The 18,250-nt window shown below is 64.2% G+C and carries 16 protein-coding genes; all 16 read right to left on the bottom strand.

Annotated elements, in window-relative coordinates; genetic code table 11:
• Positions 1-29 precede the first annotated feature (29 nt).
• On the bottom strand, positions 30-1,325 hold the full coding sequence (gene ftsA / locus ACS0VV_RS10280) for a cell division protein FtsA (protein ID WP_483532613.1): 1,296 nt from the start codon (positions 1,323-1,325) through the stop codon (positions 30-32).
• Entirely contained in the window at positions 1,325-2,236 is a 912-nt protein-coding gene (locus ACS0VV_RS10285) for a cell division protein FtsQ/DivIB (protein WP_483532614.1), read from the bottom strand. The genes ftsA and ACS0VV_RS10285 overlap by 1 nt, the downstream gene beginning before the upstream one ends.
• A complete protein-coding gene (locus tag ACS0VV_RS10290; protein ID WP_483532615.1) occupies positions 2,236-3,222 on the bottom strand; it encodes a D-alanine--D-alanine ligase in 987 nt (328 codons plus the stop codon). The genes ACS0VV_RS10285 and ACS0VV_RS10290 overlap by 1 nt, the downstream gene beginning before the upstream one ends.
• Positions 3,192-4,085, bottom strand: coding sequence for a UDP-N-acetylmuramate dehydrogenase (gene murB, locus ACS0VV_RS10295; RefSeq protein ID WP_483533527.1), 894 nt, complete (start codon positions 4,083-4,085; stop codon positions 3,192-3,194). The genes ACS0VV_RS10290 and murB overlap by 31 nt, the downstream gene beginning before the upstream one ends.
• Positions 4,086-4,153: 68 nt before the next feature.
• Positions 4,154-5,590, bottom strand: a complete 1,437-nt coding sequence (gene murC / locus ACS0VV_RS10300) for a UDP-N-acetylmuramate--L-alanine ligase (protein WP_483532616.1) — start codon at positions 5,588-5,590, stop codon at positions 4,154-4,156.
• Positions 5,587-6,861: an undecaprenyldiphospho-muramoylpentapeptide beta-N-acetylglucosaminyltransferase gene (gene murG, locus ACS0VV_RS10305; protein ID WP_483532617.1), complete on the bottom strand. Its 1,275-nt coding sequence runs from the start codon at positions 6,859-6,861 to the stop codon at positions 5,587-5,589. Before murG ends, murC begins: the two co-directional genes overlap by 4 nt.
• The gene (locus ACS0VV_RS10310; protein WP_483532618.1) at positions 6,858-8,087 is read right to left on the bottom strand and encodes an FtsW/RodA/SpoVE family cell cycle protein; all 1,230 of its coding nucleotides are present in this window, start codon (positions 8,085-8,087) and stop codon (positions 6,858-6,860) included. The genes murG and ACS0VV_RS10310 overlap by 4 nt, the downstream gene beginning before the upstream one ends.
• Positions 8,087-9,466, bottom strand: coding sequence for a UDP-N-acetylmuramoyl-L-alanine--D-glutamate ligase (gene murD, locus ACS0VV_RS10315; RefSeq protein WP_483532619.1), 1,380 nt, complete (start codon positions 9,464-9,466; stop codon positions 8,087-8,089). Before murD ends, ACS0VV_RS10310 begins: the two co-directional genes overlap by 1 nt.
• Positions 9,463-10,533, bottom strand: a complete 1,071-nt coding sequence (mraY, locus tag ACS0VV_RS10320; protein WP_151972201.1) for a phospho-N-acetylmuramoyl-pentapeptide-transferase — start codon at positions 10,531-10,533, stop codon at positions 9,463-9,465. The genes murD and mraY overlap by 4 nt, the downstream gene beginning before the upstream one ends.
• A 24-nt stretch (positions 10,534-10,557) precedes the next feature.
• Positions 10,558-12,015, bottom strand: a complete 1,458-nt coding sequence (locus ACS0VV_RS10325) for a UDP-N-acetylmuramoyl-tripeptide--D-alanyl-D-alanine ligase (RefSeq protein WP_483532620.1) — start codon at positions 12,013-12,015, stop codon at positions 10,558-10,560.
• Complete coding sequence (locus tag ACS0VV_RS10330; protein WP_483532621.1) at positions 12,012-13,481, bottom strand: UDP-N-acetylmuramoyl-L-alanyl-D-glutamate--2,6-diaminopimelate ligase; 1,470 nt, start codon at positions 13,479-13,481, stop codon at positions 12,012-12,014. Before ACS0VV_RS10330 ends, ACS0VV_RS10325 begins: the two co-directional genes overlap by 4 nt.
• Entirely contained in the window at positions 13,481-15,241 is a 1,761-nt protein-coding gene (locus ACS0VV_RS10335; RefSeq protein WP_483532622.1) for a peptidoglycan D,D-transpeptidase FtsI family protein, read from the bottom strand. Before ACS0VV_RS10335 ends, ACS0VV_RS10330 begins: the two co-directional genes overlap by 1 nt.
• Positions 15,238-15,801, bottom strand: a complete 564-nt coding sequence (locus ACS0VV_RS10340) for a hypothetical protein (RefSeq protein ID WP_483532623.1) — start codon at positions 15,799-15,801, stop codon at positions 15,238-15,240. The genes ACS0VV_RS10335 and ACS0VV_RS10340 overlap by 4 nt, the downstream gene beginning before the upstream one ends.
• Positions 15,798-16,748, bottom strand: coding sequence for a 16S rRNA (cytosine(1402)-N(4))-methyltransferase RsmH (gene rsmH, locus ACS0VV_RS10345; RefSeq protein WP_483532624.1), 951 nt, complete (start codon positions 16,746-16,748; stop codon positions 15,798-15,800). Before rsmH ends, ACS0VV_RS10340 begins: the two co-directional genes overlap by 4 nt.
• Positions 16,745-17,254, bottom strand: a complete 510-nt coding sequence (locus ACS0VV_RS10350; RefSeq protein WP_483532625.1) for a division/cell wall cluster transcriptional repressor MraZ — start codon at positions 17,252-17,254, stop codon at positions 16,745-16,747. The genes rsmH and ACS0VV_RS10350 overlap by 4 nt, the downstream gene beginning before the upstream one ends.
• Before the next feature lie 197 nt (positions 17,255-17,451).
• The gene (locus ACS0VV_RS10355; protein WP_483532626.1) at positions 17,452-18,240 is read right to left on the bottom strand and encodes an ABC transporter; all 789 of its coding nucleotides are present in this window, start codon (positions 18,238-18,240) and stop codon (positions 17,452-17,454) included.
• Between the last annotated feature and the right edge of the window lie 10 nt (positions 18,241-18,250).

Raw genomic sequence — 18,250 nt, forward strand, 5'->3', positions numbered from 1 at the left:
ATGACACTATCCACAACTGTGCATAAGTGTCAGAAATACTCCTTCATCGCAGTCCACACACGCATTACCGTGGCAATCGGCCCGAAACTGCCGGTTTGGGTGTAGCGCGAGCCGACCGAACGGATATCGATCGGGTCTTCGGCGGCATATAGAACAAGGCCCAGTAGCGTGGCGAAACCGGGGGCGGAATGCGCTTCGGGCAATCCGCGCAAGGCCACCGGACGGCCGATGCGCACCGGCACTCCCAGCGTGCTTTGCGCGTAATCGGCAAGGTCGGACAATTCTGCCCCGCCGCCGGTAATCACGATCTGCCGCGCGCCCGATCCGGCATTGCGGCTGATATAGCCCATATCCTCCAGCGCACTGGCGATCTCGCGCAGCAGCAGGTCGAGCTCGCCCGAGATGATCCCGATCAGTTCTGCACGCGGCACCTGGTTGCGGTCATCCGCACCGCGCGCCACCGGCCCGCGTCCTTCTTCGCCGGGGGCCGTCACCGCAATCATCTCGCGCGTGTCGCTCGCCCGCGAAATCGCTGAACCGTTGACGCATTTGAGCCGTTCGGCCTGGAACCGGCGGATGGAAAAGGCGCTGGCGATGGCGTCGGTAATGTCGCTCGACCCGCGCGGAATGGCCCGCAAGCCCACCAGCATTCCGGCGGCATAGACCGAGACGTTGGTCACTTCGCCGCCAAATTCCACCATTGCGACGCCCAGATCGCGTTCCTCTGCCGTGAGGCAGGCAAAACCCGTCGCCAGCGGGCTGGCGACCACGCCTTCGACATCGAAATGCGCGTTCTGCACCGCTTCGGTGACATTGCGGATCGGCGCGCCATCGGCCTGCATCACATGGACATCGACACCCAACCGGTCGGCATGAAGCCCCTTGGGATTGGCGACGCCATGCGCGCCGTCGAGGAAATAGCAGGCGGGCTGCGCGTGCAGGACGGTGCGGCCATCGGGCTGAATGGTATCGCGCGCGGCCACCAGCAGCGCCTCGATATCCTCCTCTTCAATCCGCCGCCCACCAATGGCGATTTCAATGGGGCGGATTTCGCTGGCGAGCCCTGCTCCCGAACAACCGATCCACACGCTGTCTACACGCGTGTTGGCGAGCTTTTCCGCACGGTCGAGCGCGTCGCGCACGGCATAGGTCGCCGCTGCCATATCCACCACATAGCCCCGGCTGATGCCCTGGCTGGCGCGGTGGCCGCTGCCAAGCACCTGCATCTCCCCATTTTCCATCAGCGCCGCGATCATCGCGGAAATGCGGAAAGAGCCGATATTGACCGCGCCAAAGACACGGGTGATGCGTTGCTGGCTGCTCATCAGCTTTCCTCCTCCATGGCGACTTCCTGCGCCTCCGACCGGCCCGGAATCGACATATACATACGCGGCGCATTGCGCAGATCGAAGCTGGCCGCCTCCCCGCCGATCAGGCGGTGCACACCATCGGCCTGTGCGAAGCTGATCAGCGCGGCGGCGGCGCGATCATCGCCCTCGGGCAGGGCGAGGCGCTGGTCGGTGGAAAAGGTGAGGTTCCAGCGGCGGTTACCGACCCATTCGGCGCCAGTGATCTGGCTTTGCAGAGCGGGGGCCGCATCAAGCAGGCGGGTGAGATCCTCGACCCGGTCTTGCGCGCCCGGCCCCTCGATACGAAGATATTCGGACGCGGCTTCGCGCGATATCGGCTCCAGCTCTACGCCGGTAGGATCAATCAGCATCAGCCGGTCGGGCCGCGCCAGCACGGCGTGCGGTTCGCGTTCGATAATGTCGATCACCAGCGTATCGGGCAATTGCCGCGACACGCGCGCATCGCGCACCCACGGCAGCTCCATCAATTCTTCGCGCAGGCCCCGCAGGTCGACATGGGTCATCGCCAGATTCTGCTGCCCGAGCGCCCGTTCGTACACGGTCTGCACATTCATCCGCTCGACCCCGCGCGGCTGGATATGCTGCACCTTGTATCCGGCATTGGACGCGATATGGGCAAAGCGTTCGGAAACAACCGTGGTGGCCCCCGAAATATTGGCGATAAACAAAGCCAGTGCTGCGGCGGCAGCCAGGATCAGGACGGTAAAGGTCTTCTGCAATTGCGCGTCGGTGAAGGGCAGCAGAGCCAGCCCGCGCCCGATGATCGACTGGCTGGTGCTGCGCACCCGGCGCGCGCGCTGGCGGGTGTCCTGTGCCCGCGCCTGTCGTCGCACGCCCTTGGTATTGCGGGTGACCTTGCGCGCCATCAGACCTTACCAAAATGCCGAAGCGCGTCGGCGACGATCATTTCGCACAATGCCGGATAGTCGATGCCGCAATACTTCGCCTGTTCGGGCACGAGGCTGAGCGGCGTCATCCCCGGCTGCGTGTTTGTCTCCAGCACGAACAGCCCCGCCTCGCCCTGCTCGTCATCCCAACGGAAATCCGTCCGGCTCGCGCCGCGACAACCCAGGACGCGGTGCGCCTGCTCCGCATAGTGGCGGCACAGCGCGGCGATGTTCTCGGGAATATCGGCGGGGAAGACGTGCGTCGTGCGCCCGTCGGTGTATTTGTGTTCAAAATCGTAGAAACCGCTGTCGATGATAAGCTCGGTCACGCCCAGCGCACGCAGCCCATCCTCGGTGGCGATCACCGCCGTCGTCAGCTCGCGCCCGCGAATATAAGGCTCTGCCAGCAGCTGCTCGAATTGCTGCCAAGGCCCCGTGGCATCGCGGCTGATCGGATTGCCGTAATTGCTCTCGTCCGTGACAATCGCGACGCCGACCGAGGAGCCTTCATTGACCGGTTTGAGCACATAGGGCCGTGCAATCGGATCGGCAGTGTAGAGTTCCTCCGACTTCACAACACGCCCGCCCGGCATCGGCACGCCGTGCGGGACGAGCGCCTGCTTGGTCAGTTCCTTGTCGATGGCAACCACCGATGTGGCAAGGCCCGAATGCGTGTAGGGCACGCCCATCAGATCGAGCATTCCCTGCACCGTCCCGTCCTCGCCCGGCACGCCGTGCAGCGCGTTGAACACGACATCGGGCGCAGCCTCGGCGATGCGCGCGGCAACATCGCGGCCCATATCGAGCCGTGTCACGCGGTGGCCCGCGCTTTCGAGCGCATCCGCCACCCCCTTGCCGGAGGCGAGCGAGACTTCGCGCTCATTCGCCCAGCCGCCCATCAGGACGAGGATGTGATATTTCTGCGAAAGTATGCTCACGGCCGGCCCACCCGCTTGATTTCCCATTCGAGGCTCACGCCCGTTTTCTCGCTCACGCGCCGCCGCACTTCTTCGCCCAGCCCTTCGATATCGGCGCTTGTCGCATCGCCGGTGTTGATAAGGAAATTGGTGTGCTTCTCGCTCACCTGCGCACCGCCCATGGTAAGGCCGCGGCATCCCGCTTCATCGACCAATTGCCACGCCTTCTGCCCCGGCGGGTTTTTGAACGTCGATCCGCCCGTTTTGGTGCGGAGCGGCTGCGATGTCTCGCGCGCTTCGGCGATGCGGTCCATTTCCGCGCCGATTGCGGCAGGATCGCCGGGTTCGCCCTTGAACCGCGCTGCAACCACCACCGCGCCATCGGTCAACCGCGAGTGGCGGTAGGAATAGTCTAGATCGCCAACCGGCAAGGTCAGCAGCGCGCCATTGGGCATCACCACGTCGCAATCGACCAGAATGTCGGCCACCTCGCGCCCGTAAGCGCCGCCATTCATGCGCACGAAGCCGCCGACCGTGCCCGGAATGCCGCGCAGGAATTCCAGCCCCGCAATCCCCGCATCGCGCGCCTTGCTCGATACCAGAATGCCCGGCGCGCCGCCGCCGCATTCGATCACGCAGTCGCGCTTAACCTCGACCGTGCTGAACGCCTTGCCGAGCCGGATCACGACGCCCGGAACCCCGCCATCGCGGATGATGAGATTGCTGCCCAGCCCCAGCGCCATTACCGGCGTGCCGGGTTCCAGCTGTGCAAGGAAAGCGCGCAAATCCTGCAAGTCAGCAGGTTCGAACAGCCAGTCCGCCGCGCCGCCGCTTTTGAACCAGACCAGCTTGGCGAGCGGCGCGTCCTTCTTCAGATCGCCGCGCACATCGGTGGGGATAAGGCCGCCCATCGAAGGCTCCTCGCCTCCACCGGGAGCGCCATTCACCCGCCGCCCTTCGCCAAATTGCAATCCGCCGCTCACGCGCCATTCTCCGCGGCCCGCCGTGCGGCGATATCGGCGGCAAGGCCGGCTGCCCATTTGGTGATATCGCCCGCGCCGAGGCACACGACCATGTCGCCGGGTGCAAGCTCTTGGACGAGTTTTTGTGCCAGATCGGCAGGGCCATCCACAGTTTCCGCATGGCGATGCCCGCGCGCCTTCAATCCGGCGAGCAGCGCATTGGAATCGATCCCCTCGATAGGGTCTTCACCAGCGGCATAGACAGGCGCTGCATAAACGAGGTCAGCGTCGCTGAAGGCACCCTGAAAGTCTTCCAGATGATCGCGCAGACGGGTGTAGCGGTGCGGTTGCGCGACCGCGATCACGCGGCCCTGTGCAGCGTCTCTGGCAGCGGAAAGCACGGCGCGGATTTCGACCGGGTGGTGCGCGTAATCGTCGATCACGATGGCCGGAGCGTCCTCGCCAAATGCGATTTCGCCCACGCGGGTGAAGCGCCGCTTCACCCCGCCGAAGCGGGCAAAGCCTTCGCGGATCGCATCGGGTGTGCAGCCCATTTCCAGCGCCACGGCAATCGCGGCGCAGGCGTTCTGCACATTGTGCCGCCCCGGCATGGGGAGCGCGATATTGTCGATGCGGGTTTCGGTTCCGTCACGGTCGCGCGACACGGCATCGAAATGCGTGACGCCGCCTTTGGGCTCGATATTCTCCGCGCGCAAATCGGCATGGGTTGAAAAGCCGTAGGTTATCACCCGCCGGTCGCGCACTTTGGCGATGACATTGCGCACTTCGTCATGGTCGAGGCACAGCACCGCCGCGCCGTAGAACGGCACGTTTTCGATGAACTGGACAAAGGCGTCCTTCACCTTCTCGAAATCGCCATAATGGTCGAGATGTTCGGGATCGATATTGGTGACGACAGCGATGGTGCCGTCGAGGCGGAGGAAGCTGCCATCGCTTTCATCGGCTTCGACCACCATCCAGTCCGACGCGCCGAGCCGCGCGTTGGAGCCGTAACTTTCGATAATCCCGCCATTGATGACCGTGGGATCAACCCCGCCCGCATCGAGCAGCGCGGCGACCATGCTGGTGGTTGTCGTCTTCCCATGCGTCCCCGCCACCGCGACGGTGCGCTTCAAACGCATCAGCTCGGCGAGCATTTCGGCACGGCGCACCACGGGGATGCGGTTTTCCAGCGCGGCGGCGACTTCGGGATTGGTGCGCTTCACAGCGGTCGATGTCACCACCACCGCCGCATCGCCCAGATTGGCGGCATCGTGGCCGATGGCGACTTTCATCCCCGCTTCGCGCAAAGCGAGCACGCGGGCGCTCTCGGCCATATCGCTGCCCTGCACCGTATAGCCGAGATTGTGCATCACTTCGGCAATGCCGGACATACCGATCCCGCCGATACCGACGAAATGGATCGTCCCGATATCGGTGCCGATGGCCTTCATTCGCTGCGTTCCTTGGCCGAGCCGTTGACGGCGGCTTCCTGCGCCTTGGCGCGCTGCGCGCCCTCGCCCACGCGGATGACGTCCATCATATCCGCACCGCCAAAGCTCTCGATCAGATCGGCCAGATCGCTCGCCGCATCGGGACGGCCGCAATTCCACGCCGCGTGCGCCGCATTGGCGAGCGTGTCCGGACGCTGCGCCATAGCTTGAATCTGGCGGCTAACATCGCGCGCCATTTTTTCCAGCGTATCGGATTGCTTCAAGCGTTCGGCATTAGCCTTCGTCGATCCATCCGCCAGATCGAGATCGGCCACCGTGCTCATCGGCTGCTTGATCGCCCGCGCGCCGCCCGCTTTCACCATTTCGCGCGCATTGGCGGTCTGGTGGTCGTCAGTTGCAATGGGAAGCGGGATGAGGATCGCGGGGCGCCCTACAGCGGTCAGCTCGGCAATGGTGGAGGCACCCGCACGCCCGATAAACAGATGCGCATCGGCAAGGCGCGCGGCCATATCTTCGAAATACGTGCCCAGCTCTGCCGGAATGTCATATTGCGCATAAGTTGCGCGCACGCCTTCCAAGTCTTCGGGACGGCATTGCTGCGTCACCTGCAAGCGGCTGCGCAAAGCGGTGGGGAGCATCGAAAGGCCAAGCGGCACAATCTGCGAGAGCACGCGCGCACCCTGGCTGCCGCCGGTCACCAGCACGCGGAACAATCCGTCCTCGGTGAAGGGCGGGAACGGCTCTTCGCGCAAAGACAGCACGCCGGGGCGCACCGGATTTCCCACCAGATGGGTCTTGCGCGAATACTTGGCATCCAATCGGCTGACTTCGGGATAGGCGGTGGCGATGGCATCTACCCGGCCCGCCATCAGCCGGTTGACGCGGCCCAGCACCGCGTTCTGTTCGTGAATGACGGTGGGGATTTTCATCGACTGCGCGCCGAACAGGGCGGGCATTGCGGGATAGCCGCCAAAGCCGATCACTGCGCTCGGCTCGAACGTCTCGAACAGGCGCTTGGCCATGCTCCGGCCCTTGAGCACCGCCTTGATCCCCGCAGGCCAGCGCAGCGGGTTCTTGCCGAAGCGGCCTGCGGGCAGAACGTGCGCGGTGAGGAAATCGGGCTTGCCCGGTATCGCTGCTCCACGATCATCGGTGATCAGCGCGACATGGTGCCCGCGCCGCTCCAGCTCATGCGCCAAAGCAAAAGCGGGCGTCAGATGCCCGCCGGTGCCGCCTGCTGCCAAGACAAAATGGCGCGATGATCCGGTCATTTCCCATCCTCACTCTCAAACGATGCTTTCAGATCGAAAGGTTCTCGTTGGAGATAGGGATTTCGGCGAGTCACTGCCAGCAGCAGTCCCACGGTGAAACAGATCGCCAATGTCGACGACCCGCCATAGCTGATCAGCGGCAAAGTCATGCCTTTGGAGGGGAAGAGCTGCAGGTTAACCAACATATTGATGAAAGCCTGCCCGCCGAACAGCGCCGTCAGCCCGCTCGCGGCGAGGATGATGAAGAGCCGGTCTTCCTCCACCATGCGCACCAGCACGCGCAGGATGATGGCGAGATACAGGATCACGATAAGCGCGCACACCACGAGACCGAATTCCTCGCCGATCACGCTGAAAATATAGTCGGTATGCGCTTCGGGCAGGCGCATTTTCTGCTCGCCGAGCCAGAAGCCGCTGCCGAACCAGCCCCCTGCTTGCAAAGTGCGGCTGGCAAGATCGACATGGTCATACGCGGTCGGTCCGCCCAGAAACGCGTCGATGCGGTTGCGGGCATTGTCGTAGAACATATAGGCAGCCGCGAGCAGCGCCACACCGCCGCCCACGAGCATACCGATGCGCTGGAGCGGCAATCCCGCCAGCATCACCATCACGAACCACGCGCCGATAAACAGGATCGCATCGCCCAAATTGGGCTGGAGCATCAGCAGCGCGCCGATCATCGCCACATAAGCGCCCGATGCGCCGATCACCGGAATCTTCGGATCGCGCACTTTCCACGAAAGGATCCACGCCATGCTGATGGCGAAAGCGGGTTTCAGGAATTCGCTCGGTTGCAGTGACATCCCGATGTTGAGCCAGCGCTTGGCACCGTTCACTTCGCTGCCGATCAAGGGCACCAGGCACATCAGGAACAGCATGATCGCCGCCAGCACGATGGAGCCGCGCCGCAAGAGGTTGAGCGGCATGAGCGAGGTGACGAGCAGAACGCACAAACCCATCAGCTGCAAGACGATGTGCGCCTGAAAGAAATACAATTCGGGCAAGGTCGTGTCGGCAGTCGACAGGCGGGCGGCACTGGCCGGAGAAGCCGCCGCAACCGCCAGCGTACCAACCAGCATCAGCGCGATGACCAGCGCCAGCAGCACGCGGTCCACCTCGCGCCACCACACGCGCAATTCGTGCTGCCAGTCGAAATTCTTGCCAGGACCGCGCGGCAGGGAAAGTTTTTCGCCGGGACGCGGAATGTAGATTTCGCCGCCACTCATCAGCCCTTGCTCCCCACATCGCCCGCCGGATCGTCCAGCCCGCACGCTTCCCTGTCCCCGTCGCAGCACAATTGCGCGACCAGTTCCTTGAAGGTGTCCCCGCGGATTTCATAATCGCGGAACTGGTCAAAACTGGCGCAGGCCGGGCTCAGCATAACGACATCGCCGGGCACCGCGTTCTGGCGCGCCTTGTTGACCGCCTGCGCCAGCAATTCGCACGGCTCTACCGGCATATGCGGTTCGAGCAGGCGGGTGAACAGCGCCCCCGCCTCACCGATCGTGTAGGCGCGCGCGACATTGCCGAAATGCGGCGCGCAATCGTTCAGATTGTCTTCCTTTGCCAGCCCGCCGCAAATCCAGTGGATGCGCCGGTGGCCCTCTTCCGGTGGGAACGCGGCGAGCGCAGGCGCGGTGGAGGCGGGATTGGTCGCCTTGCTGTCGTTCACGTAGAGCACGCCGTCGCGCGTGGTCACGCGCTCCATCCGGTGCGGGAGGCCGGGATAGGTGCGCAGGCCATTTGCGATCTGCCCGTTGGAGAGGAACAGCTCCCCGCAAATCCGTTCGGCGAAGGCGGCGTTTTCCAGATTGTGCGGGCCTTGTAGCGTCGGCCAATCCGCTTGCTGGCCATCATCAAAGTCGGGGCCGAGCCATTCGAACGGCGCTTGCACGCCTTTAAGCGCAGCGATCGGCGGCAGATGGGCGGCAGACTCGGGGAGCAGGGCGACACCGAACGTGTCGAGCATCCTCATCAGCCGCGCCTTGGCGGCGGCGTAGGCGGCGAAATTCTCGTAGCGATCCAGATGGTCGGGCGTGATGTTGAGCAGCGCGGCCACTTTGCATTTGAGCGAGTAGGTGAGGTCGATCTGGTAACTCGACAGTTCGAGCACGTACACGGGCAAGCCCGCGTCGTTAGCCTCCAGCGGCTGCTGCGCCATGATCGGCAGGCCGATATTCCCGCCCATGATCGTGGACACACCCGCCGACTTCAAAATATGGTGCACCAACGCGGTGGTGGTCGATTTGCCATTCGTGCCGGTAATGCCGACGACGTAGTGTTCGGGCAATTCCGGCTGCGCCTGCGCGAACAGCTCGATATCGCCGATCACCGGCACGCCCGCCGCCTTTGCGCGCGGCACCAGCGGATGGGTGTTGAGCGGCACGCCGGGGGAGACGACAATCGCGTCAAACCCTTCCAGCGGTATCTCCAGCGGGTCGGCGATCTCCGCGCGGCCCGCGAGCGCCTCGCGCGGTTCGAGCTGGCGATCCCATGCAGTCACCCGCGCCCCGCTCGCCAGCAGGCTTTCCACCACGGCCATGCCGCTGCGCGCCAGCCCGAGCACCATGTAGTGCTTGCCGGAAAAGGCGCGCGCGGTGATCATCGCACCTTCAACGTCGCAAGACCGATAACGGCGAGCACGATGGCGATGATCCAGAAGCGGATCACGACCTTGCTTTCGCTCCAGCCCAATTGTTCGAAATGGTGATGGATGGGGGCCATGCGGAAGATGCGCTTGCCGGTCCGCTTGAACCAGAAGACCTGCACGATCACGCTGACGGCTTCGAGGACGAACAGCCCGCCGATAATGCCGAGCACGACCTCATGGTGGCTCGCCACCGCAATCGCGCCAAGCGCGCCGCCCAGCGCGAGCGAGCCGGTGTCACCCATGAACACAGCAGCAGGCGGGGCGTTATACCACAGGAAGGCAAGGCCTGCGCCCATGATGGCTGCGCACAAAATGGCCAGTTCCCCCGCGCCCGGCACGTGCGGAATGCCGAGATATTCGGAAAAGTCGACGCGGCCCACCAGATAGCAGATCACAAGAAAAGCGCCCGCCGCGATCACCACCGGCATGGTGGCAAGCCCGTCCAGCCCGTCGGTCAGGTTCACCGCGTTGCCAGCACCCACGATCACGAAGGCGGCGAAGACGTAATAGAACGGCCCCAGCGGAATCTGCACATCGCTGAAGAATGGCACATACAGATCGGTGTTGATCTGGCTGACGATCAGATAGCTGGCGATACCCGCCACGATAAATTCGCCCAGCAGCCGGATACGGCCCGAAAGCCCGGCATGGCTGCGCTTGGTCACCTTGTCGTAATCGTCGAGAAAGCCGATCAGGCCGAAGCCCATGGTCACTGCGAGACACGCCCAGACAAAGGGGCTCGACAAGTCCATCCACAGCAGCATGGAAATCGTCAGCGCGATAAGGATCATCAGCCCGCCCATAGTCGGCGTGCCGACCTTGGCCTGGTGGCTGGCGGGGCCGTCCGCGCGGATCGGCTGGCCCTTGCCCTGCCGTACGCGGAGCATATTGATGAATTTGGGGCCGATAATCAGACCGATCAGCAAGGCCGTCATCATCGCCGCACCGGCGCGGAAAGTCTGATAGCGGATGAGGTTGAAAAGCCCCTCGAATTCAAGCATTTCGGCGAAGAAATAGAACATGGGTTAGCGCACTGGCCTTTGCTGTCAGCTTGTCCTTGCGGTGAAGTGTTCCACCACGCGGGCAAGCCCCACCGAATTGGAGCCTTTCACCAGCACCGCATCGCCGCCCGTCAGTCCGTATTCCTGCAACGCTGCGATAGCCTCACCCGCATTGGCGCAATGCGCAAAGTGGGGGGCGTTGCCAAGCGATTCCGTGTGTGCTTTCCCCATTTCCCTTGCCAGCGCGGTCATCTCCTCGCCCACCAGCACGGCGTAATCGACCTTTGCCGCGGTGACCGGCTCCAGCAATTGCGCGTGGAAAGCGGGTGCAAAATCGCCCAGTTCCTTCATGCTGCCGAGCACCGCGATGCGGCGGCTGGCGGGTGTCTGGCCGAGCTGTTGCAGGGTCGCGCGCATCGATGCGGGATTGGCGTTGTAGCTTTCGTCGATCAGCAGCGCATGGCCGCCCGGAGCCGCCACGCGGAACCGCGCGCCGCGGCCTTTCAGACCGCCCATCTCGGCCAGCGCAAGCCCCGCCGCGCCCAGATCGCCGCCTGCCGCTTGGACAGCGGCCATGACGCAGAGCGAATTGTCGATCCAGTGCTCGCCGGGTTCGGAGACGGTGTAGCACAGGCCGATTGATCCCATGCTCGCTGTAACCAGTGCGCCGCCATTGGCCTGCGGGATCGCATCGAGCAGGCGCATATCGGCGTCCGGCTTGCGCCCGAAGGAGAGCACTTTCGCCCCCTGCGCCAGCGCCGCATCGCGCAGCTGTTCGAAGTGGTCGCTATCGGCAGGGATAACCGCGATGCCGCCCTTTTCCAGCCCTTCGAAGATCTCTGCCTTGGCATCGGCAATCGCTTCCATGCTGCCGAGATTCTCGATGTGCGCGGGCGCGATGGTGGTGACGACCGCGACATGGGGTTTCACCTGCGCGGTCAGCCCGCGAATTTCGTTGGCGTGGTTCATCCCCATTTCGAACACGCCATATCGGCTGCGCGAAGGCATCCGCGACAAGCTCAAAGGCACGCCGACATGGTTGTTGTAGCTGCGCACCGAGCGATGCGCCGCGCCCCTGCTGGTGCGTTCCAGCGCGGTAAAGATCGCTTCCTTCACGCCCGTCTTGCCGACCGAGCCGGTAACGCCAATGATCCGCGCCGAAACCCGCTGGCGCGCGGCAGCAGCAAGCGCGTGGAGCGCGGCGGTGGTGTCTTCGACCAGAACGTGCGGGTAATCCACGGGGCGGTCTGTAATCGCCGCGGCGGCGCCGTTGCGGAAAGCGGCATCAAGGAAGCGGTGGCCGTCCATCGCCTCGCCCTTCAAGGCGACGAACAAATCGCCCGCCTGCACGTCGCGGCTGTCCATTTCTACGCCGCTGACCTGGAACGCGCCCGAGGCCTTGCCGCCGGTGGCCGCAGCAATCTCGTCCGAAGTCCAAAGCGCGAGGCGCGCGTTATCCGATGCGGCGCGCGGCCAGCGCAGCGTTTGCGCAAGCGCGTTCACTGTGCGCCTCCGGCCAGTTCCGCCGCGCATTCGCGGGCTACAGTCACATCGTCAAACGGCAACACCCGCATAGTCTCTCCTGCACCCACAATCTGTCCCTGTTCGTGGCCCTTGCCCGCGACCAGCACGATATCGTCCTTGCCCGCCTGCGCGATGGCAGCGCGGATGGCATCGCGCCGCCCGCCCACTTCCTGCGCGCCAGGTGCGCCTGCGAGCACGGCGACGCGAATGGCTGCCGGGTCTTCGCCGCGCGGATTGTCGTCGGTGACGATCACCACATCGCTCGCTGCCATGGCGGCTTCGCCCATAGGCGCGCGCTTGCCTGTATCGCGATCCCCGCCCGCGCCAAAAACGGTGATAAGCCTGCCCGCGACGTGCGGACGCAGTGCGGCAATCGCGGCGGTGAGCGCATCGGGCGTGTGAGCATAGTCGATATAGACCGGCGCGCCGCTGGCGGTAATTACAGCCCGTTCGAGCCGCCCGCGCACGGGTTGCAGCCGCGCTACCGCGTCGAACACTTGCGAAGGGTTCGAACCTGTCGCTAGCGCCAGACCCGCCGAAGTGAGCGCGTTCGCCACCTGATAGGCACCGATCAGCGGCAGGCGGAAGCGGTGCTCCTGCCCGTCATGCTCCAGCGTCAGTTCCTGCCCCAATGGCGTGGCAGAGCGCGCGGTCAAACGGATGTCCGCCCCGGACTCGCCCACGGTGAATACCCGCAGGCCGCGCTTTTCCGCGACCGCAATCGCGCGCGCTGACCATTCGTCATCCGCCCAGATCACCGCCGTGCCATCATCGTCGACCACTTCGGTGAACAGCCGCATCTTGGCCGCGAAATAGTCTTCCATATCGGCATGGTAATCGAGATGGTCGCGGCTGAGATTGGTGAAACCGCCCGCCTTTACCGACAGGCCTTCATTGCGGAACTGGCTGAGGCCGTGGCTCGACGCTTCGTAAGCGACATGGCTCACCCCTTCGCGCGCAAGGCCGGTCATGTTGGAAAGGAAAGTGACGATATCGGGTGTAGTGAGGCCGGTGGAGACGCTTTCTTCGGGTGTGGTAACGCCCAGCGTGCCGATGCTCGCCGCCCGCTCTCCGCACATCCGCCAGATTTGCCGCGTCATCTCGACGCAGGACGTCTTGCCATTGGTGCCCGTTACCGCGACCACCGTTGCCGGCGTAGGCTTGAAATATGCCGCCGCGATTTGCGCGAACAGGCGGCGGGGATTGTCGCTGGCGAGGTGCAGAGCGCCCTCCACCCGCGCCTCGGGCCGGGCCACCACGGCAACCGCACCGCTGGCGATGGCGGCGGGGATGAAATCCTCGCCATTTACCGCGCTGCCCTGGAACGCACCGAACACATTGCCGGGCGCGATCTTGCGGTTGTCGATGGCAAATCCGGTGATGCGCTCATCGCCGGTATCGCCCGCGTCCGCTCCGGCAATCGCTGCGCAATCGGCCAGCCGCATCAATTGCCTCCTACCAGCGGGCGCAGATCGGTGAGATCGATATCGCGGCTTTCATCGGGATAGATCCCCAGCTGGGGCCCGATGCGCGGCACCAGGCGACCGACGATCGGTGCGGCGTTCCATGCGGCGGTGCGCTGGTACGAGCTGGCAGCCGTGCCCTGCGGTTCGTCGAGCATGGCGATGATGACATAGCGCGGATTGTCCATCGGGAAGGCGGCGGCAAAGGTCGAAACCAGCGTGGTCGTGCGATAGCCGCCAGCGCCCGGCTTCTCGGCACTCCCGGTCTTGCCGCCCACGCGGAAGCCGGGCGCATCGGCATTGCGGCCGGTGCCATAGGCGGTGATCATCCGCAGCAGCTGGTTCATCCGCGCGCTGGTGCTTTCCTTGAACACGCGGCGGCCGCGCGGCGCCTGTCCCGGATCGAGCCGGTTGAGCGTCGCCGGACGCCAGATGCCGCCATTCACCATGGCCGCATAGGCGCTGGCAAGGTGCAGCGGCGTTACCGCAATGCCGTGGCCATAACCGACGGTAATCGCGCGAATACGTTGCCAGTCCCCCGCTTCCCAGATCGGAAAGCCGCGCGCGGGCAGTTCGATATAGGGGCGTTCGTTGAAGCCCAGCTCCACCATATACTGCCGCAAGGTGGCCGCACCCATTTCATCGACGATATGGCCGGTGACGATATTGCTCGAATGCATCAGCATTTCGGGCGTGTTGAGCGTCGCGCCAAGCGGGTGGCTGTCCTGGATCATGTGGCCCTGCACTTCATATGGGGTCGCGCCGAAGCGCCGCCGCATATCCACCACCGCACCGCTATCGATGGCGGCAGCCACGGTGAGCGGCTTGAAGGTGGAGCCGAGTTCATAAACCTGGTTGGTCACGCGGTTGAACGCGGGCGCGGTGATGCCGCGCGCGTGCTGCTCCTCGGTCACCCGCACATCGTCTGCCGTTACCGCATTGGGATCAAATTCGGGAAGCGAGGCCAGCGCCAGCACTTCGCCGGTGTCGACATCGAGCACAATGCCCGCCGCGCCAGTTGCATTGACCGACAGCATCCCGCTGCGCAGCTCTTCCTCGAGCGCGCCCTGCACCCGCATATCGATGCTGAGCGCCACCGGCTCGCCGCGGGTCGCGGGATCGAGCAGGCGATCGTTGAGCACTTCTTCCATGCCGACATGACCGTTTCCGTCCGACCCGACATAGCCGAGCACGTGCGCCGCCATGGAACCTTGCGGGTAATGGCGGTCTTCCTCTTGCGGCAGTTCGAGCGCGAGCTCGCCGATCTGCATCACGCGGTTCGCGTCTTCCGGCAGGATGCGGCGGCGGATATAGGCGGGCCGCCCTGCGGAAAGGATGCGCGCGGTTTCAACTTCGTCGAGATCGGGGAAAATCGCTGCGAGTTCCTGCGCGACCGCTTCGGGCGAACGTACCAGCGGCGGGCCACCATCACCGCCCTCGCTCATCGCATCGGGGTTGTACCACAGCGCATAGGCGGGAAACGCGCGCGCCAGCGGCACGCCGTTGCGGTCGGTGATCTCCCCGCGCGGCGGCAGCAGCGCATCGGCCAGACTATGTTGCGCAGGACCACGCTCGACCGCGCCGATAAAGGTCAGGCGGACCAGCGCCACAACCCCGATCAGGGTGAAGATCAGGATGACCAGCAGCAGCCGCAGCCGCGCTTGCAGCAGCGAACGGCGGCGGAAATCCACCATCCCTGCCTGGGTCGCGATAATCGTGCGGGGGGCGGCGTAGGCGCTCAATTCCCGGCGGCTCCCGCGCTGGCGATAACCGCTCCGCCTTGCGATGCGCGGTTCGCCGGTGCGGTCAGCGGATTGGAAATGACCGTCACCGCAAGGCCGCTGCCATTGTTCTCGTCGGCTTCCGCTCCTTCAAGCACGGCGGGATCAATCGGCTCGCCGGTCAGCGGCGAGACGAGTTGCGGAAATTCGGGGAGGTCCTCACCCGACCGCAGCCCTGCAAGTCGGATCGGTGCTGGTGCATCGGCCGAGCGCGGCACACCGAAGCTCGCCAGTTGCCGCGCATCATCGACGAACTGGTCGGCGCCGGGAGCCTGAAAGCCGAAATCGACGCGGTTCCATGCCGCGAGCTGCACATGGTTTGCACGGGTCAGGAATTCGGTTTCCAGCAGCAGTTTCTGCTCTTCCAGCGCCACGATTTCACGTTCTGCCTGCACCACTTCGGCGTGGACCGCGGTCACCCGCAGATGCAGCATGATATAGAGCACGAAGCAAATGCCCAGCGCGGCGATCCAGCCGATCCGGCGTACAGGTTTGGGCGGAGTGACGGGAAGCTGGCTCATGCGGCGTTCTCCCTGGCAGGAGCGGCGGTGCGGATGGCGGCGCGCAACGTGGCGGAACGCGCGCGCGGATTGCGATCGAGCTCGGCCACAGAGGGCCGGATCGCCTTGGACAGTTGCCCGAAACGCGCCGAGGGGACGGGCTGCGTTTCGGGCAGGTGTCGCGAGCTGCGGGGGTTCTGGTTCGCAGCATCGCGGAGGAAGGTCTTGACCATGCGGTCTTCAAGGCTGTGGAAGCTGACAACGGCGAGCCGCCCGCCCTCTTTGAGCAGCCGCTCGGACGCGGCGAGCGCGGCATCGAGCTCGTCCAGCTCGCCATTCACGTGAATGCGGATGGCCTGGAAGCTGCGGGTCGCCGGGTCCTTCTTGTCGCCGGGGCGGTAACGCAAAGCCTTGCGCACCACTTCGGCCAGTTCGCCCGTCGTCGTGAGCGGGCGAGCCGCCACAATCGCGCGGGCGACACGGCGCGACTGGCGTTCCTCGCCATATCGGTAGAGCACGTCGGCAATGTCGGCTTCGGCAGCTTCGTTGACGAAATCGGCGGCATTGGGGCGCGAACGGCTCATCGTCATGTCGAGCGGGCCATTGCTGCTAAAGGCAAAACCGCGCTCCGCCTGATCGAGCTGCATCGAAGACACGCCGATGTCCATCACGATGCCATCAACCTGCGCGATGCCAACCTCTGCCATTGCCTCGACAATTTCGGAAAAGCGGCGCGGGTGGAGCACGAGGCGCGGCGTATCGCCCTGCGTTTCCGGCCATTCGCTGCCAGCAGCAATCGCATCGGGATCGCGGTCAAACGCGTGCACCGTCGCGCCGCGTTCCAGAATCGCGCGGGTGTATCCGCCCGCACCGAAGGTTGCATCAATTATGCAGTCACCTTGCTGCGGGTTCAGCGCTTCCAGAACTTCATCAAGCAGCACGGGGATATGGGGAGCGGGAGCGGTCATTTGCCCTTCCCCTTGGCCGCTGCTTTCGCGCGCACTTCCTCGGCCTCTGCAAGGCAAAGCTCGTACTGGTCTTCCCAGTCTTCGCCCGCTGCGCCCAACTGGTCGAGATCCCACATGGTGATGAAATTGCCGCCGCCGAGGAAGCAGATATTGTCGCCGATCCCGCCCACTTTGCAGAATTGGGCCGGAAGGACGAAGCGCCCGCTCTTGTCGAACGGCACTTCGGTGAAGACCCACATTTTGGTGGAGCGCACTTCGCGGTTGTAATCCTGACCGCGGCGCACGGCGTTGTCTTCTTCCTTGTCGAGAATGTCCTCGAACATCTCGGTGCGGGAAAGGCCGAAAGCGCGCAGGCATTTGTAGTCGGGGTGCGTGCCGATGCACAAAGTGCCTTCGTCACCCAGTTCGGCAAAGGTTTTGCGGAAGAGCGGAGGCAGGACGAACCGGTCCTTTTCGCCGCGAAGCGAAAAGCCCTGCCCCCTGTATCCTGTCGGCCGCTGCGACACGCCTCAAATCCCCGCTCTGACTTCCCCGTGGACAGACCTCCCCCGCTCCGGGCCGCGCGCAAACGCGACCGGACCGCCCCGAAAACGAGGCGCAACACGGGCTTGTTGTCCGATGAAATGGGTGAATAACGCGGGTTAACGCGGGATGGAAGGGGAAATTGCGGGAAATTGTGGGATAGTCATGTAACTTATTGTTTTTATGGGTGCTGAATGCCTCCCATTATGGTTACCTCATCCAAGATTGAGCGTGATGCTCTATCCGTATCCGACGGGGACTCGCTGGCAAAGTGGGGAATCGGGGGCACAATTCCCGCGCTATCCCCGAATCCCGGGAAAATTGCTGTCGCCAGCGCCAAAAACGCCTCTCGCGCACCATCAATCGGGCCGTGGAAATCAAGGATGGCGGCATCGGCTACGGCCAGCACTTCGCCCTCGCCCAGCCTACAGCGGGCAATCACGGCGTGATGCTCTAGCGTGCAGCTATCTCCGGTCGCGGCGAATTCGCCAGCGAGATTGACCGGCACCCGCGTCCCGTCAAATCCCCGATGCAGCACGCCTTCGGCTTGGCTCTCGTCAAAGCGCAGCTCTAGCCCCCAATGCGCGAGAATGGGTGAGAGCAGCACGGTGTCCTGCGGACGCCTCCGGTCACCAAGGCCGAAGCGTGATTCCCCGGTCATCGCCGGGTCCGCGAACAACAGCACGCGACCACCTGCGCGCACCCAGGCATCCAGCGCCACATTCTCCTCGCCCGTTAGCCCGCGCGGCTGGGCGAGCAAGAGCATGGTGTATGGAGCGAGGGCCTCTTCCGAAAGATAATCGAGCGGTGCCAACGGCGCGTGCGCTTCTATGAGTGCGCGGGCCCAATGCGGTTCCGCCACACCGGACAGAATGTCTTCGATACCAGCAACCTCGCCCCAGACGAGCGGGATGGTGCCCATCACCGCTAGTGGCGGCGCAGCCGTATGCTCCTCCTCCTGTGCTGTCACTGGCGTCGCT

Source organism: Aurantiacibacter sp. KMU-128, assembly GCF_056933515.1.

What these genes read in the sequence shown, in the direction of transcription:
- ftsA (WP_483532613.1), bottom strand. Translation starts at nt 1,325, where the DNA reads ATGAGCAGCCAGCAACGCATCACCCGTGTCTTTGGCGCGGTCAATATC.
- ACS0VV_RS10285 (WP_483532614.1), bottom strand. Translation starts at nt 2,236, where the DNA reads ATGGCGCGCAAGGTCACCCGCAATACCAAGGGCGTGCGACGACAGGCG.
- ACS0VV_RS10290 (WP_483532615.1), bottom strand. Translation starts at nt 3,222, where the DNA reads ATGGGAAATCAAGCGGGTGGGCCGGCCGTGAGCATACTTTCGCAGAAA.
- murB (WP_483533527.1), bottom strand. Translation starts at nt 4,085, where the DNA reads ATGGGCGGCCTTATCCCCACCGATGTGCGCGGCGATCTGAAGAAGGAC.
- murC (WP_483532616.1), bottom strand. Translation starts at nt 5,590, where the DNA reads ATGAAGGCCATCGGCACCGATATCGGGACGATCCATTTCGTCGGTATC.
- murG (WP_483532617.1), bottom strand. Translation starts at nt 6,861, where the DNA reads ATGACCGGATCATCGCGCCATTTTGTCTTGGCAGCAGGCGGCACCGGC.
- ACS0VV_RS10310 (WP_483532618.1), bottom strand. Translation starts at nt 8,087, where the DNA reads ATGAGTGGCGGCGAAATCTACATTCCGCGTCCCGGCGAAAAACTTTCC.
- murD (WP_483532619.1), bottom strand. Translation starts at nt 9,466, where the DNA reads ATGATCACCGCGCGCGCCTTTTCCGGCAAGCACTACATGGTGCTCGGG.
- mraY (WP_151972201.1), bottom strand. Translation starts at nt 10,533, where the DNA reads ATGTTCTATTTCTTCGCCGAAATGCTTGAATTCGAGGGGCTTTTCAAC.
- ACS0VV_RS10330 (WP_483532621.1), bottom strand. Translation starts at nt 13,481, where the DNA reads ATGCGGCTGGCCGATTGCGCAGCGATTGCCGGAGCGGACGCGGGCGAT.
- ACS0VV_RS10340 (WP_483532623.1), bottom strand. Translation starts at nt 15,801, where the DNA reads ATGAGCCAGCTTCCCGTCACTCCGCCCAAACCTGTACGCCGGATCGGC.
- rsmH (WP_483532624.1), bottom strand. Translation starts at nt 16,748, where the DNA reads ATGACCGCTCCCGCTCCCCATATCCCCGTGCTGCTTGATGAAGTTCTG.